Here is a 14,291-nt window from a genome sequence, read left to right on the forward strand (position 1 = left end):
TACAGGACACTACCGAGCGTCATCGCTTGTTGAAGACTCTGGCCGAGAGCGAGGAGCGTTTCAGGCAGATCGCGGAGAGTATCGACGACGTCTTCTGGATGGCGACGACCGACAGGTCGACGATGCTCTACGTCAGCCCTGCGTACGAGCGCGTTTGGCAAAGCCGCCTTCATCATCTGTACGAATCACCAAAGTCCTGGATGGATTCCATCCTGGATGAAGATCGGCCTGCGATCCTCCAAGCGAATGAGCCGAATCTAAGGCAAGGTTGGACGGTCGAGTACCGCATTCGGCGACCGGATGGGAGCGTGCGATGGATTCTCGACCGGGCGTTCCCAGTGTTCGATGCGCAAGGCGAAGTGATCCGGATTGTCGGGGTGGCGCGCGACGTGACCGAACAGAAGGAAGCGGAGAACAACCTACTTATTGCTTTGGATCAAGTGCAGCGCAGCAATCGTGAGTTGGAGGATTTCGCTTACGTCGCCTCGCACGACTTGCAGGAGCCGCTGCGCAAGATCAAGGTGTTTTCCGATCGTCTCGACGCGCGCTCCGACGAGTTCGACGAGAAAGGTCGTGATTATCTCTCGCGAATCTCCCGCTCGGCCGAGCGCATGCAGACCTTGATTCGCGATCTGCTCGGCTATTCGCGCGTGGCCACCCGGGCCGAAGCAATGCGGCAGGTCTCACTCGACCAGATTCTGACCGATGTGCTCAATGACCTGGAGGTCGCCATTGGTGACGCGCAGGCGAGCATCGAACGCAGCCCGCTGCCGGTCGTTACGGGGGATCCGCGTCAGTTGCAGCAATTGATGCAGAACCTCCTGGAGAATGCGCTCAAGTTCCGTCGTCCAAAGACAGCTTCCCGAATTCGAGTTTTTTCCAGAAGCGAGCGCACGAGCGTTCAGATCCTTGTAGAGGACAACGGCATTGGCATCGACGAAGAGTTTGTGGAACGAATCTTCCGCCCCTTCCAGCGCCTGCACGGCAAGGGTGAATATCCTGGAAGCGGCATCGGGTTGGCGATCGTCAAGAAAATCGCCGACCGTCATGGGGCGCAGATCGAGGTCCTCCCGACACCCGGGGGAGGCGCGACGTTTTGCGTAACGTTCGCTCGCGCCGGTGGATGAACGCGAGCAATGTGATTCCAACACGCAAAGGCATTGGGGCGCATCCCGCTCCGGAGCAGATCCCCGCCGCGAGTTGTGACTTTCTTCACGCTTGAAACGGGCCGGTCGTTGCGTTGCAACGGGCATCAGTGAATACTGATCATGCACTGCACAAAACCGGAGACCGTTACCGACAAAGGATTTCCGGTTAGTTCTGATTGACCGATGCTGCGCGATGATGTGATTTTCCATGGGCAGGAGAATCATCGTGGATCCGTGTAGCAGATATCGTCCGGAATCCCATGAACGACCAAATTCTCCCCGCGTCAGATCGGCGCGGCGGCTTCACCTTGATCGAGTTGATGATCGTGGTGGCGATTGCTGCCATCCTCGCAGTGGTCGCGTTGCCGTCCTACACAGCCTACCTGCAAAAGCAGAAAATCCGTGCAGCACAAGCTGACCTGTCGGCGCTGGTGCTGCAGATGGAAAATCATTTCCAGCAGCAGTTGCGTTATCCGGAACCGACCGCCGGCACCCTCGAGACACGCACCGTCTTTCCTGGCTGGGCGCCGTCCCAGGACGATCCCGGTTTCCAGTTCCGCATCGCCGTGTCCGCCGGCAAGGTATTTACGCTGTCGGCCTCCGGTACCGGAAAGCTTGCGGGGTGCACGCTATCGATTACCCACGAGAATGTGCGCAGCGCCTCGGGCTGTAGCCATGGATCGGAGTGGCTTTGATGCGAGCCCAACAGGCAACGCGCGGGTTCACGCTGATCGAGCTGATGATCACGCTCGGACTGCTCGCGATCCTGCTCACGCTGGGTTTGTCCTCTTCGTACTGGAGTGAGCGTTCGCGCTCCCGCGAGGCTGTTTCGCAGCTCGGCGCCGCCTACAGCAAGGCGCGCGCGCTTGCCGTGCGAAACCCGGCAATGGTCGGGCCGGGGATGGCCGCCGCGACGGTATGTTTAAGTGGCGACGCGATTCACGTCCATGTCGGACTGCCGGCCGATTGCGGTATCGATTCGCTTTGGCGCGCCACACTTTCCGGCGGGTCGCGCACCCAGGTGTTTGCTGACGCGGCGACGAGCACGGACTTTGCCTGCATCGCCGTCGACAACCGGGCGCGCATCGTCGCCGCCAACGTCGATGATGCGACCTGCACGACCGCATCGGAGATCACCGTAAGACACGGAGGCTGGAATGTTGAAGCGAGCCTCATCTAGATCCTCTCGTATGCAGTCGGGCTCGGCGTTGCTCGATGCCCTTCTTGCGACTCTGGTATTGACGATAGTCGGCATGGGGCCGTTGTTGGTCACGGCCAAGGCGCTCGTAGCTCAGCGCCAGAGTACAGTCCAGCAGCTCACAGCGGTCGAACTGCGCGAGCTGATGCAGATGCGTGGCGTGCGTAGTTGCGACGAATTGGGCACACACGAGGTGCGTGTTGGCGACAACGTCGTGCAGGTCGCGATCGATTGTCCCGAGCGTGGCCCGGTCGCCATCAACGGGGTGCCACTGACCTTGAGCGGCGCGGCCGAGCGCAACGTGCGGCTGTCGGTGACCGCGCCGGACTGGTTTGGCGGTAGCGGAAAGCTGCTGCTTGAGGAGGTTGGCGCGCCGGAGGGCGACGACGGTGAAGATGGCGGCGAGGACGGAGCATGAGGCGTCAGCGCGGCATTTCGCTGATCTCGACGATGATCGGCTTGCTCATCGGCATGCTCGGCGTCGTCACGATGACGGCCATCTATGTCACGCAGTCCACGCAGACTGAACGTACGCGCCAGTCGAGTACGCTGGACGGCCAATCCGCACTGGGCATTGTCGTGGCCCAACTCGAATTGCAGCGCGCGGGGTTCGGCGTCGCCTCAGACACCAACAGTTGTTTTGGACCCTCGGACCCCGGCCCATCCGGTACCGCCAACGAGGATTTCGTATTGATTCGCGATGCCGCGTTCGATGCGGGCGGCTTCACGGCAGGCTCGGCAGTTGACGTGCCCGCGCCGGCGGGGACCGAAGATGAGGAGCCCGACCTTGCGGTCGACGGCAATGCTGTCGCCTGGCATTGGGTCGACGCCGACGGGGGCAGCCAGTGCGCGGCACTGGTGGGCGATGGCGAGCGACTTCTACTGTTGTCCGACACAGACTGTGCAACGGCCACCGACTGGGACAGTTTGAACTGGGGTGATGACGAGATCGCAGTGGTCATGGTCAATGGCGCACCGACCTTCTCTGCTTACCGATCGGCGACGGGTTGTTCTCCTTTCGGTCGTCTGCCGCAAGGCTCTGGACTGTACGTGTCGATCCGCGTCGGCCAAAGCGTCGCAGGCATGAACTCATCGAGTACGTTATGCATTCCCAACATCTGCCAGTGAAACGCGCGTCCCGGCGGCGTCAGCACGGTGCAATCAACCTGTTGATGGTGACGTTGGTCGGTACCGGCGTGCTGGCCGCGACCGCCGTGGCGATCAACGCCATCCGTGGCGCCCAGGATCAGCAACTGGCGCTACACGCCAACACCCAGGCCGCCGCTCGCGCGTGGGATGGCGTCGAGTTGCTGCGCCACTATTTCGCGGCCATACCCGATGAGGATTTCGACGAGTTCGAAGCCTGCTCGGAGGCCAGCCCGTGCGAATTGTCGATCTCCGGCGTCGACTATCTATCGGCGGCCGTAGTGGAATACGTCGAAGAATCGGAACTGACCTCGCAGCGGCGCGTTGTCGCCAACGTGACCGGCAGCGGTGCCGACACCACGGTATCGGTGCAGGCGATCTACGAGTTCGTGCCTCCGGGTGGCGGAGGCAATGAGAATGACGGGGGCGACGACGGCAACCCGCCCGCGCCGCTGGTCAAGATCAATTCGGACCTGAACCTGACCGGCAGCATCAATGTTCTGGGCGGAGAGAACGCCAATCTCGTCGTGGATGGCAACGTGAGCATGAGCGGTTCGGTCTCGGGCATCAACGAGATCTGCGCCACCGGGAACCTGTCGATCGGCAGTGCGATCCAGGTCAATCGCATCTGCTCGAACGCAAACGTCACGTTGACCGGCGCGGCGACCTCATCGCTGGTCGAGGCCACAGGCGATGTCACGTTGTCGGGTGGGGCCGCCACCAACATCGGCACGGTTCTGGCCAATGGCGACGTTACGTTGTCGGGCGGATCGGCCAACGTCGGGAATGTACGAACCCAGGGAGACGTATCCGTGACCGGGGGCAATGCCGTGGTGTCGGGGACGGTCGATGCTCAAGGAGACGTCGTCTGGTCCTCCGGACGCTCCGCCGACACCGTGAACTCCAACGGCGACGTGCGCTATGGAGGCGATGACGGCATTACGACGATCAACGCGCGTGGTGACGTGACGCTCACGGGTGGGGGCAACGTTCGCGACGTCAACGCCATGGCGAACGTCTTCATCCAGAGCTACTGGGGGCAAGGGATCAGGAATCGATTGCTGGGCGGCGGCGCGCTGCAGTACAACAACAACGGCAACGTCGTAGGCTCCGGCTCGGTGGTCGGTCCGGTTTCCCCGACACCACTGGCGTCGGGGATCAACGTCAGCATCGATCCGGGGCTGGTCGTGGACGTGCCGTGGGTAGACGTGCCCGACGTCAGGCCGGTGACCGTACCGGAGAATGTGGTCGATGTGTTTGCCCTGAAGTCGGCGGCGAACTATGTGTTCGAGATCGAGGCGGCCACCGGAAAGAAGCGTGTGACCGTGCGCGACGTCAGCGGCATCGACGATGGCGAGTATTACCTCGGCAACTACAACACGGGCGGCTATCGAGACTATCTGTGTACCGAGGTGGTCGCCGCGGGAAACGCTTGGCGCTGCACGGAGCCGGCTCTGCCTACTGAAACTCGCACCATCTGTCAGGGCTACAGCGACTACAACACCTGCTTTTCCTACAGTAGCGCTCAGAATCGCTGGACCATCGCCGGGCAGACCATGGCGCCGGGTCTGGCCTGGTTTGACGGCAACCTGACGGTCAGCAACGGCGTCTACATCAATACCTTTCTCGCCACCGGAACCATCTCGACGGCAGGTGGCATGAAGACCTACGCACCCAACTATGCCGGTTATCAGGGGGTGTGTACCGACAATCGCTCCGCGCAAGGCATGGCTGACATCCGCACGGGACTGTCCGGACTGTATCCGACCAACCTGTGTGTGGGCGGGACCTACGAACCGAGTGACCTCGCCAACGTCGCCTTCATCGCAGGTGGCTACCGGTCCGGGACTTACGAGGGCGGCAATATTGCGCTGGGTGCGTCAAACCAGGTATTTGGCAGCGTGATTGCCGGTGGCCTGCTGACGACCGGGGGCAGCACCAACGTCGTCGGCTCGATCGAGATCGCCAACATGGCGGGTAGCGCGTCACCGACAAACTGGTCGGGCTCGACCACAATCGACTTGCGCAATCTGCCCGACGGATTCGACCCTGATCCCGGCTGTCTCGTCGATTGTCCGCAACCGGAAGACCCCGAGGATCCGGGCGGCTCGCTGCCGTGGCAGGTGTTCTGGACGCGGTACCTCTGAACCCGCATTGCGTGCGACGAGGGTGACATCGAACCGGTCACGATTCAGACCCGCCGGTCCGTCGTGACGGCGTGACCGAAACCCACGAGCCTTCAGGAAATCGGCCCGCTCGCAACCGAGCAGGCGGCCTGCCGTTGTGAGTTCCTGAACTAGCGGGAAAGTCGCAAAGGCACGCCAGCACGACTCGTACCGACCTCAAGAATCGATTCGCCCCGCCGTTAGCAAGCGTAGACGCGCTCTTGCGGCTGCCCGCCCTGAGCCGAACGAATCTTCCGGGAGGGATCGATGCGCAACAATCAGCCTGTCACCAACGTCGAGACGCCCGTTCCCGAGGGACGCTTCATCTACAGCCGCACGGATCTGTCCGGCACCATCGTCGCGGCCAATGACCTGTTCGTCGAACTTTCCGGCTTCTCCCGCGAGGAGTTGCTCGGCTCGCCACACAACCTCGTGCGTCACCCTGATATGCCCACGGCCGCCTTCGCCGACCTGTGGGGCGCACTGAAGGCAGGCAACCCCTGGGCCGGCTACGTCAAGAACCGGCGCAAGGACGGCGGCTTCTACTGGGTGCATGCATTCGCCTCGCCGGTGCGCGAGAACGGCAAGATCACCGGCTACGAATCGGTGCGCCGCACCGTGCCGGCCGATCTGAAACCCAAACTGGAATCGGCCTACCGCAAGGTGCGCGAGGGACGCACGCTGTTGATTTCCACGCAGAATTGACCCGGGGTTTTCATCTAAAACTGACCCACCGGTTTATACGTACAGTATAGCTACGCGGGGTTGGTTCCGGTTTCGGGTTGTGGTGTCTGTTCTCCTTGTGTTTTTGGGGTTCGAGTACGGCCCGGCTGCAGCCGGGCCGTACTTGTCTTGAAGCGCCAGGATTCGTTGCCGGTCTCGACGATATGGCAATGATGGGTCAGGCGGTCGAGCATGGCGGTAGTCATCTTCGCATCACCAAAGACGTTGTCCCACTCGGCAAAGGACAGGTTGGTCGTGATCATCACGCTGGTGTGCTCGTAGAGCTTGGAGAGCAGGTGGAAGAGCAAGGCGCCGCCGGCTTGGCTGAACGGCAGGTAGCCCAGCTCATCAAGGATCACCAGATCGACGTAGAGCAGCCGATAGGCCAACTGCCCCGCCTTGCCGTTGGCCTTCTCCTGCTCCAGGGCATTGACCAACTCCACTGTCGAGAAGAAGCGCACACGCTTGCCCAGATGCTGGACGGCCTCGATGCCGATCGCGGTGGCCAGGTGCGTCTTGCCGGTACCGGGCCCGCCGATCAGCACCACGTTGTGGGCCGCCGTGATGAACTGGCCAGCGTGCAGCCGACGCACCAACGCCTCATCGGCGCGCGCCTGCGTGAAGTCGAAACCGGCCAGATCCCGATGCGCGGGGAAGCGCGCTGCGCTCATCTGGTAGGCGATCGAGCGCACTTCGCGCTCCGCGCTCTCAGCGGCCAGGAGTTCCCCCATCCATTGCTCCGGGGGCAGATCACTGTGATGCGCCTTGGCCACGAGTTCCGGCCAGCACTGTGCCATGCCATGGAGCTTGAGCGCCTTGAGGCGTCCGATCAGTTCAATCGACATGTCGGGCCTCCGCACGCAGACGACCGTAGCGATGCACATCGGGCTGGGGTTGCTCGCGCACCGTGAGCGTGGTGGCAACGGGCGTGGCCGGTGGCATGCCGGATTTGAGCCGGGCGAGCACGTTCATCACATGCTCGCCGCTGGGACGGCCGGACTCGAGCGCGAGTTCGACCGCCACCAGCACGGCCTCCAGTCCGTGACGCGGGATGGCGCCGAGCACATCGGCCATGACGCGGTCGCCACCGGCCTGTTTGAGCAGATGACGCTGCAGGCGAAGCAGCGGCTCGGGCATCTGGGCAAACGGTGCGCCGTTTCTGAGCGCGCCCGGCTTGCGATCGACCACACCGATGTAGTGGGTGAAGTCGTAGAAGGTCTGATCGCGCTCGAAGCTGCGTGCATGGCACGCAACCTCGCCTGCGTCGGCGACCAACCGCAACTGGCTCGGGTAGATGCGCAGGCTCAGCACCGCGTGGGCGTGTTCGGCCGGCACACTGTAGCGGTTGCGCTGGAAGCGGATGAGCGCCGTGCTGGTGACCCGGACCGGTTTCTCGACATAACCGTCGAAGGGCTGCGGGTTGGGCAGCATCTGCATCAACTCATCCTGCAGCAGCTCGGCGATTGTCAGCGCCGGCCATTCCGGGTTGGCCATGTCGGCCCATGCCTGCCGGCACTGCTCACCGAGCCAGGCGTTCAGTTCGTCCAGATCCTTCCAGCGCCGCTCGCTCGCGTGCTGCCAAATCTGGCGACGCCGATCCTGCACGTTCTTCTCGACACGCCCCTTCTCCCAGCCGGCGGCCCGGTTACAGAAATCCGGCTCGAACAGGTAATGGCCGCACATGGCAAAGAAGCGCGGATTGATGTCGCGCGCCTTGCCCCGACCGACCTTGTCGACGGCCGTCTTCATATTGTCGTAGATGCCGCGCCGCGGCACGCCGCCAAAGGCAGCAAAGGCGCGCGCATGCGCGTCGAACAACATCTCGTGGCTTTGCGTCGGGTACGCAGTGAGCCAGAAGGCGCGGCTCGCACACAGCTTGGTGTGCGCAACATCGAGCTTTCGGCGCAGACCGCCGATGAAGGCGTACTCCGTGCTCCAGTCGAACTGGAAGGCTTCGCCCAGCGCAAAGCTCAGCGGCACGTACGCGGGGCCCGGCTTGCCCGATTCTTGCCTTCGCCAGCGCTTGATGAAGGCGCACACCCGGTTGTAGCTGCCCGTGTAGCCTTGCGCGCGGATCGCCTCGAACATCGCCCGCGCCGTGCGCCGATCGCGCTTTGGCCGATGCCCGTCCGTCCTGAGCCACTGCCCGAGTTGCTCTGCCCACGGATCGACGACGCTTCTGGCCTCGCGCCGCTTGTACTGCGGCTCGACAACATCCTTGTGCCGCAGCCAGTTGCGAATGGTGTTCCGGGAAAGCCCGGTTTGCCGCGCGATCTCGCGCAGCGGCAAGTGGTCGCGGAAATGCATCCGCCTGATCTTGGCCAACATACCCACTTTGATCACTCCTCGATCCCCCGCCCAAAACACAGCAGGGTAGTCAATCAAAGGTGGGTCAGATTTCGATGCAAATTACCCCGGCAAGTGGGTCAATTCTGGATGGACGTCAACAAGATGCAGCCTTTGTAGGCATGATGGGCCCGGGAAGCACGGGTCAAATCTGCTCGGCTTGAAAATCAGCCGAGTGGGGGCAGGCCAAGGATGGGCCAAAACTGGGCCAAGCTCGGGCCAAAAAGAAAATGGGCTAGGCCAAATCTGACCTAACCCATTGATAAATATGGCGCGCCTGGCGCGATTCGAACGCACGACCCCCGCCTTCGGAGGGCGGTACTCTATCCAGCTGAGCTACAGGCGCTTGGCGCCGAGTGTACTCGACGCGCGGGGCGCAAGGATATACCCGCGGGGCGGGCGCGTCCATCCAGGCGGGCCACAAACCGCTGTCGTGCCGTTATAATTCGCGCTTTGCCTCGTCGAGCGAAAAGGATTGAGCATGTCGAACACCCGCATCAAGACTGCCTCCGCGCAGCCCCGTCGTTTCGCCCTGCCCGTGCTCGTGCTGCTGGTGGCCGTGCTGGCCGGCTGTAGCGAGCAGGCGCCGGTCGATCCGGAGAAGACCGCGACCCTGATCCAGCCGGAGGCGCGCGTGGCGCTGAACATGGACAAACCGGCCGAGGAAGAGCCGGCCGATGCGGGCGGCCCGCCGAACGGCGAGACGATCTACAAGAAGGTGTGTGCCGCCTGTCACGCAAGTGGTGTGGCCGGCGCGCCCAAGGAAGGCGACGCGGCCGCCTGGTCCGATCGCATCGCGCAGGGTCTGGATGCCATGGTGACCTCGGCGATCAACGGCAAGGGCGCGATGCCCCCGCGCGGCGGCAACCCGAGCCTGTCCGACGAAGAGATGCGCCACGCCGTGGTGTATCTGCTCAACACCGCCGGTGGCGAGTTCAGCGCCGAATAAGCGCAACGGGTCACGGCAGAAGGGCGGCGCGAGCCGCCCTTTTTTGTCTGGAGGCGGCCCGGCGAGCATGCCGGCGCCCCCTTTCAGCCGCGCTCGAAGATCGCCATCAGGCCGGCGGCGCGGGCACGCCCGTCTTCCTTGCTGACCGGCTCGTTGGATTTGCGCGCGGCCGAGAGCACGTCGTCGCCCATCTCCTCGATGAAGCGCGAAGCCTCGCAACGGCGCCATTCCTTGCCCGACTTGCGCCGTTCGCACCACAGCACGTTGAGGCTGCGCTGCGCGCGCGTCACGCCGACATACATCAGGCGGCGTTCCTCTTCGATCTTGTCCTCGTCGATGCTCGACTGGTGCGGCAGCAAGCCTTCCTCGACGCCGACCATGAAGACGTGGCCGAATTCCAGGCCCTTGGAGGCGTGCAGCGTGGCCAGCTGCACGCCGTCGAAATCCGGGTCCTCCTTGTCGAGCATCGAGATCAGCGCGATGGTCTGGGTCAACTCGAGCAGGGTCTTGTCGTCCTCGTCGCCCTTGCGCGCGAGCCAGTCGACGAAGTCGCGCACGTTGCTCCACTTGCTCTCGGCCTCGCGCGGGTCGAGGTGCTCGAACAGCCAGGCCTCGTAGCGGATCGCGACGAGCAGGTCTTCGAGGACCTGCCCCGCCGGTTCGCGCGCGGCGCGCTGCTGCAGGCGGTTGATGTAGGCGGCGAACTCGTGCACCAGTTCGAGCTGGCGGGTGTTCAGATGCTCGGCCACGCCCTGTTCGAAGGCGGCCGCGAACAGACTCACGTGGCGCTGCCCGGCGTAGGCGCCGATCGCCTCCAGCGTGGCCGCGCCGACGCCGCGGCGCGGCGTGGTGATGGCGCGGATGAAGGCCAGGTCGTCGTCCTCGTTGACCAGCAGGCGCAGCCAGGCGATCAGGTCGCGGATCTCGGCCTTGTCGAAGAAGGACTGCCCGCCCGAGATCACGTAAGGAATCTTGTGGTTGCGCAACTGCTGCTCGATCACGCGCGCCTGATGGTTGCCACGGTAGAGCACGGCGTAGTCGGCAAAGCGCGTGCGATTCTGGAAACGGTGGGCGGAGATCTTCATCGCCACCGTTTCGGCCTCGTGTTCGGCGTCGCGGCAGGCCGTCACGGTGATCTGATCACCGGGGCCGTGCTCGGACCACAGACGCTTCTCGAACAGCTTTTCGTTGTTCGCGATCAGCGTGTTGGCCGCGCCCAGGATGCGCGCAGACGAGCGGTAATTCTGTTCGAGCTTGACCACCTTGAGTTTGGGATAGTCCTGCTGCAGCAGGCGCAGGTTCTCGACGTCGGCGCCGCGCCAGGCGTAGATGGCCTGATCGTCGTCGCCCACTGCGGTGAAGGCACCGCGCACGCCGGAGAGCTGGCGCAGCAGGCGGTACTGGGCGCGATTGGTGTCCTGGTATTCGTCGATCAGCAGATAGCGCAGACGGTTCTGCCAGCGCTCGCGCACCTCGGCGTTGTCCTCGAACAGGCGCACCGGCAGGCCGATGAGGTCATCGAAATCGACCGCCTGATAGGCGCGCAGCGTGCGCTCGTACTCGGCGTAGGCCGCGGCCGCCGCCGCGGCGATCTCGTTGTCGGCCAGCTGCGCGGCCTGCTCGGGCGTGAGCATCGCGTTCTTCCACGACGAGATCTGCCATTGCATCTGCCGCGCGATGGCCTTGTCGGCGCTCTTCGCGACATCGGAGACGATCTGCACCGTGTCGGCCGCGTCGAGAATCGAGAACTGCGGCTTGAGCCCGCAGTGCTGGGCCTCCTGGCGGATGATGCGCACGCCCAGCGCGTGAAAGGTGCACAGCGTCAGCCCCTTGGGCGCACGCCCGCCCATCAGGCCGGCGACGCGCTCCTGCATCTCCCTGGCGGCCTTGTTGGTGAAGGTGATGGCGGCGATATTGGCCGGGCTGAGCCCGCACTCCTCGACCAGCCAGGCGATCTTGTGGGTGATCACGCGCGTCTTGCCGCTGCCCGCGCCGGCGAGCACCAGACAGGGACCGTCGAGGTAGCGGATGGCTTCGCGTTGCGGGGGGTTGAGCTGGGCGGACATGTGCCGCGATTCTATCCGATCACCACGGTGTGGCGCCGAGGACGCAACCTGTCACACACTGTTCGCACAATTTGACCGCAGCGCGCGAAGTGGCCGTATGATGCAATCAGAACGGTCGCACCAGCAGGAGTAGTCGCAATGAACGCCAAGGCCAAGGCCCCGAAGGAAACGCCCCAGCTCACCGAAGAGGAGTTGCTGGCGATGTCCGAAGACGACTACATGAACACCCGCCAGCTCGAGTACTTTCGCGCGCTGCTCGAACGCATGCGCGAGGAAATCTTCGCCAACGGCCAGGTGACCATCTCCCACCTGCAGGAGACGGCCGCCACGCCCGACGAGGCCGACCGCGCCACGCAGGAAGAGGAACACTCGCTCGAGCAGCGCTTTCGCGATCGCGAGCGCAAGCAGTTGCGCAAGATCGACAGCGCGCTCGATCGCATCGCCAACCGCACCTACGGCTACTGCGAGGCCTCCGGCGAACCCATCGGCCTGCGCCGCCTGCTCGCCCGACCGACGGCGACGCTGTCGATCGAGGAGCAGGAACGGCACGAGCGTGAAGAGCGCGTGTTCCGGTAATCGCCCTCAGGCCGGGCCGGAACGCAGGCCATAGGTCTTGTCGCCGACGAACAGGTATTCCACGCGCATGAACGCCGGTGCGTCTTCCATGCGCAGGATGTAGCCGATGGCCTCGACCTCGTCGCCGACGGCCGGCTCGGCGATCTTCCACTGATTCACGCGAAACAGCGGCGCGAGCTCCAGCGTCCACTCACGCTCGCCCGCAGGCGGTGCCTTGGTGCGGCGCAGGATGTCGGCGCCATCCACCGGCGAGGCCTGCGCCGGCAGCGCACGGCCAGCCAGATCGGCCGGCACCTGCAGGCCGTCGGCAATCTCGATGGTCAGCATGGCGTGCGGGTTCTCCCACTTCACGGCCTTGATGCGGCCGCGCAGATACACCGGCGTGTCGGCGTCGAAGCCGCTCCAGCCGTGGTGGGCACGCGCCAGTTGGGGGGCGATGGCGGCAATCGCCGCGGTGAGGATGAAGTTGCGTCGGTGCATGGCGGACCTCCGTGGGTTCGTCGGACGGCGACGCCGGCGGCGTCGCGACCCGTATTCGATTGCGCCGACGCTCTCGGGTTCAGACGTAGGCGATCATCCGCCCGGCGACGATGATGCCCAGCCACAGCACGATGGACGAGACCAGCTGCACGGTGCGCGCCGCACCGTCGCAGCGCAGGCCATCGCAGGCATGGAAGGCCGCTGCATTGAGACCGGCGAGCACCAGCAACACCATCTTGATGCGAAAGGCGGGATTGGCGAGCAGGTCGAAGGCGTCGGCGGCGAACAGCATCAGGCCGGATGTCGCCGCCAGCGCGAAACCGCCCACGCTCACCGGCAAGGCCAGCCGCGCCAGCGCCTCGGCCGGCAGGGTGCGCGCGGCACCGAGCATGCGCAGTTCGAATACCACCAGGCTGCCGAACAGCAGCGCGATGCCGGTGATGTGCACCGCCTCGAGCGCGGGATAGGCCCACAGCGAGCCCTTGAGCCACGAACCCCACGCGTCGAGCGGCGTGTTCACACCACGCCGGCCCCGTGCGCCTGCTGGTCGGCCCAGTAGCTCGAACGCACCATGGGGCCGCAGGCGGCATTGCGGAAACCCATCGCAAGCGCCTCGCGCTCGAACATCGCGAAGACGTCCGGATGCACATAGCGCAACACCGGCAGGTGGCCGGGCGAAGGCTGCAGGTACTGGCCGATGGTGAGCATCTCGACGTCGTGCGCGCGCAGATCACGCAGCACCTCGAGGATCTCCTCGTCGGTCTCGCCCAGCCCGACCATCAGGCCGGACTTGGTCGGCACGTCGGGGTGACGCGCCTTGAATTCCCTGAGCAGACGCAGCGACCAGGCGTAGTCGGATCCGGGGCGGGCCTGCTTGTACAGGCGCGGCACGGTCTCGAGGTTGTGGTTCATGACGTCGGGCGGAGCCCGATCGAAGATCTCCAGCGCGACGTCCATGCGGCCGCGAAAGTCGGGTACCAGCACCTCGATGGTGGTATCCGGCGAGGCCTCGCGGGTGGCGCGGATGCATTCGACGAAGTGGGCTGCGCCGCCGTCGCGCAGGTCGTCGCGATCGACCGAGGTGATCACCACGTAGTTCAGGCGCATCGCCGCAATGGTGTTGGCCAGCTCGCGCGGCTCGTCGGCGTTGAGCGCTTCCGGGCGGCCATGGCCGACGTCGCAGAACGGGCAGCGCCGCGTGCAGATGTCGCCCATGATCATGAAGGTCGCCGTGCCCTTGCCGAAGCATTCATGGATGTTGGGGCAGGAGGCTTCCTCGCACACCGTGTGCAAGCCATGCTCGCGCAGCGTCGTCTTGATCTCGTTGAAGCGCTCGACCTCGGCGCCGGTACCCAGCCGGGTGCGGATCCATTCGGGCTTCCTGAGCCGCTCGGCCGGCACGATCTTGATCGGGATGCGGGCCGTCTTGTCGGCACCGCGCTGCTTGCGGGTGGTGGTTTCCATAGGATTCCTTGTGGTCGTCCCGGTCAGCGG

Annotated in this window: 15 protein-coding genes and 1 tRNA gene; 9 read left to right on the forward strand and 7 right to left on the reverse strand. The window is 64.3% G+C overall.

The genetic code is table 11. The features are described 5' to 3' along the window. Window positions 1–26 precede the first annotated feature (26 nt). The 7 genes from C0099_RS15125 to C0099_RS15155 all read left to right on the forward strand — a co-directional run bounded on the left by C0099_RS15125 (window position 27) and on the right by C0099_RS15155 (window position 6,362). Window positions 27–1,127 (forward strand): sensor histidine kinase, encoded by a 1,101-nt coding sequence (locus C0099_RS15125; protein WP_164084952.1) that lies wholly within the window; start codon window positions 27–29, stop codon window positions 1,125–1,127. A 281-nt stretch (window positions 1,128–1,408) separates the two neighbouring features. Next, the gene (locus C0099_RS15130; protein WP_102248537.1) at window positions 1,409–1,843 is read left to right on the forward strand and encodes a type IV pilin protein; all 435 of its coding nucleotides are present in this window, start codon (window positions 1,409–1,411) and stop codon (window positions 1,841–1,843) included. Continuing rightward, window positions 1,843–2,328, forward strand: coding sequence for a prepilin-type N-terminal cleavage/methylation domain-containing protein (locus C0099_RS15135; protein ID WP_102248199.1), 486 nt, complete (start codon window positions 1,843–1,845; stop codon window positions 2,326–2,328). Before C0099_RS15130 ends, C0099_RS15135 begins: the two co-directional genes overlap by 1 nt. Then, on the forward strand, window positions 2,306–2,764 hold the full coding sequence (locus tag C0099_RS15140) for a hypothetical protein (protein ID WP_123785285.1): 459 nt from the start codon (window positions 2,306–2,308) through the stop codon (window positions 2,762–2,764). Before C0099_RS15135 ends, C0099_RS15140 begins: the two co-directional genes overlap by 23 nt. Next, the gene (locus C0099_RS15145; RefSeq protein ID WP_102248201.1) at window positions 2,761–3,474 is read left to right on the forward strand and encodes a PilW family protein; all 714 of its coding nucleotides are present in this window, start codon (window positions 2,761–2,763) and stop codon (window positions 3,472–3,474) included. Before C0099_RS15140 ends, C0099_RS15145 begins: the two co-directional genes overlap by 4 nt. After that, window positions 3,450–5,639 carry a hypothetical protein gene (locus C0099_RS15150; protein ID WP_123785286.1) on the forward strand — a complete coding sequence of 730 codons (2,190 nt, stop codon included), beginning with the start codon at window positions 3,450–3,452 and terminating at the stop codon, window positions 5,637–5,639. The genes C0099_RS15145 and C0099_RS15150 overlap by 25 nt, the downstream gene beginning before the upstream one ends. Before the next feature lie 285 nt (window positions 5,640–5,924). Continuing rightward, window positions 5,925–6,362 carry a PAS domain-containing protein gene (locus C0099_RS15155; RefSeq protein ID WP_228151607.1) on the forward strand — a complete coding sequence of 146 codons (438 nt, stop codon included), beginning with the start codon at window positions 5,925–5,927 and terminating at the stop codon, window positions 6,360–6,362. A gap of 50 nt (window positions 6,363–6,412) precedes the next feature. Here the strand turns inward: C0099_RS15155 and istB are convergent, their stop codons facing one another. The 3 genes from istB to C0099_RS15170 form a co-directional block, all read right to left on the reverse strand. Then, a complete protein-coding gene (gene istB / locus C0099_RS15160) occupies window positions 6,413–7,225 on the reverse strand; it encodes an IS21-like element helper ATPase IstB (RefSeq protein WP_102245755.1) in 813 nt (270 codons plus the stop codon). After that, window positions 7,215–8,714, reverse strand: a complete 1,500-nt coding sequence (gene istA / locus C0099_RS15165) for an IS21 family transposase (RefSeq protein ID WP_102248203.1) — start codon at window positions 8,712–8,714, stop codon at window positions 7,215–7,217. Before istA ends, istB begins: the two co-directional genes overlap by 11 nt. 281 nt (window positions 8,715–8,995) lie before the next feature. Beyond that, window positions 8,996–9,072 (reverse strand) — tRNA-Arg (locus C0099_RS15170). A gap of 135 nt (window positions 9,073–9,207) precedes the next feature. On the opposite strand from C0099_RS15170, the gene C0099_RS15175 reads away from it, so the two are divergent. Further along, on the forward strand, window positions 9,208–9,675 hold the full coding sequence (locus tag C0099_RS15175) for a c-type cytochrome (protein ID WP_102248204.1): 468 nt from the start codon (window positions 9,208–9,210) through the stop codon (window positions 9,673–9,675). Between the two features lie 83 nt (window positions 9,676–9,758). Here C0099_RS15175 and C0099_RS15180 read toward each other — a convergent pair whose 3' ends face one another. Continuing rightward, entirely contained in the window at window positions 9,759–11,741 is a 1,983-nt protein-coding gene (locus C0099_RS15180; protein ID WP_102248205.1) for a UvrD-helicase domain-containing protein, read from the reverse strand. Window positions 11,742–11,879: 138 nt separating this feature from the next. On the opposite strand from C0099_RS15180, the gene dksA reads away from it, so the two are divergent. Beyond that, the gene (gene dksA, locus C0099_RS15185; protein WP_102248206.1) at window positions 11,880–12,317 is read left to right on the forward strand and encodes an RNA polymerase-binding protein DksA; all 438 of its coding nucleotides are present in this window, start codon (window positions 11,880–11,882) and stop codon (window positions 12,315–12,317) included. Between the two features lie 6 nt (window positions 12,318–12,323). Here dksA and C0099_RS15190 read toward each other — a convergent pair whose 3' ends face one another. The 3 genes from C0099_RS15190 to lipA form a co-directional block, all read right to left on the reverse strand. After that, on the reverse strand, window positions 12,324–12,797 hold the full coding sequence (locus tag C0099_RS15190) for a DUF6152 family protein (protein ID WP_102248207.1): 474 nt from the start codon (window positions 12,795–12,797) through the stop codon (window positions 12,324–12,326). 79 nt (window positions 12,798–12,876) lie between these two features. Further along, window positions 12,877–13,317, reverse strand: coding sequence for a hypothetical protein (locus tag C0099_RS15195; RefSeq protein ID WP_102248208.1), 441 nt, complete (start codon window positions 13,315–13,317; stop codon window positions 12,877–12,879). Next, a complete protein-coding gene (lipA, locus tag C0099_RS15200) occupies window positions 13,314–14,261 on the reverse strand; it encodes a lipoyl synthase (protein WP_102248209.1) in 948 nt (315 codons plus the stop codon). The genes C0099_RS15195 and lipA overlap by 4 nt, the downstream gene beginning before the upstream one ends. Window positions 14,262–14,291: the final 30 nt, after the last annotated feature.

This window comes from Pseudazoarcus pumilus, assembly GCF_002872475.1.
In the GTDB taxonomy this organism is placed as follows: Bacteria; Pseudomonadota; Gammaproteobacteria; order Burkholderiales; family Rhodocyclaceae; genus Pseudazoarcus; species Pseudazoarcus pumilus.

Bases quoted from the DNA above. Each gene is read 5' to 3' on its own strand.
- lipA (WP_102248209.1), bottom strand. From the start codon at position 14,261: ATGGAAACCACCACCCGCAAGCAGCGCGGTGCCGACAAGACGGCCCGC.
- C0099_RS15180 (WP_102248205.1), bottom strand. From the start codon at position 11,741: ATGTCCGCCCAGCTCAACCCCCCGCAACGCGAAGCCATCCGCTACCTC.
- C0099_RS15130 (WP_102248537.1), top strand. From the start codon at position 1,409: ATGAACGACCAAATTCTCCCCGCGTCAGATCGGCGCGGCGGCTTCACC.
- C0099_RS15150 (WP_123785286.1), top strand. From the start codon at position 3,450: ATGCATTCCCAACATCTGCCAGTGAAACGCGCGTCCCGGCGGCGTCAG.
- C0099_RS15175 (WP_102248204.1), top strand. From the start codon at position 9,208: ATGTCGAACACCCGCATCAAGACTGCCTCCGCGCAGCCCCGTCGTTTC.
- C0099_RS15190 (WP_102248207.1), bottom strand. From the start codon at position 12,797: ATGCACCGACGCAACTTCATCCTCACCGCGGCGATTGCCGCCATCGCC.
- C0099_RS15145 (WP_102248201.1), top strand. From the start codon at position 2,761: ATGAGGCGTCAGCGCGGCATTTCGCTGATCTCGACGATGATCGGCTTG.
- C0099_RS15140 (WP_123785285.1), top strand. From the start codon at position 2,306: ATGTTGAAGCGAGCCTCATCTAGATCCTCTCGTATGCAGTCGGGCTCG.
- C0099_RS15135 (WP_102248199.1), top strand. From the start codon at position 1,843: ATGCGAGCCCAACAGGCAACGCGCGGGTTCACGCTGATCGAGCTGATG.
- C0099_RS15155 (WP_228151607.1), top strand. From the start codon at position 5,925: ATGCGCAACAATCAGCCTGTCACCAACGTCGAGACGCCCGTTCCCGAG.
- istB (WP_102245755.1), bottom strand. From the start codon at position 7,225: ATGTCGATTGAACTGATCGGACGCCTCAAGGCGCTCAAGCTCCATGGC.
- dksA (WP_102248206.1), top strand. From the start codon at position 11,880: ATGAACGCCAAGGCCAAGGCCCCGAAGGAAACGCCCCAGCTCACCGAA.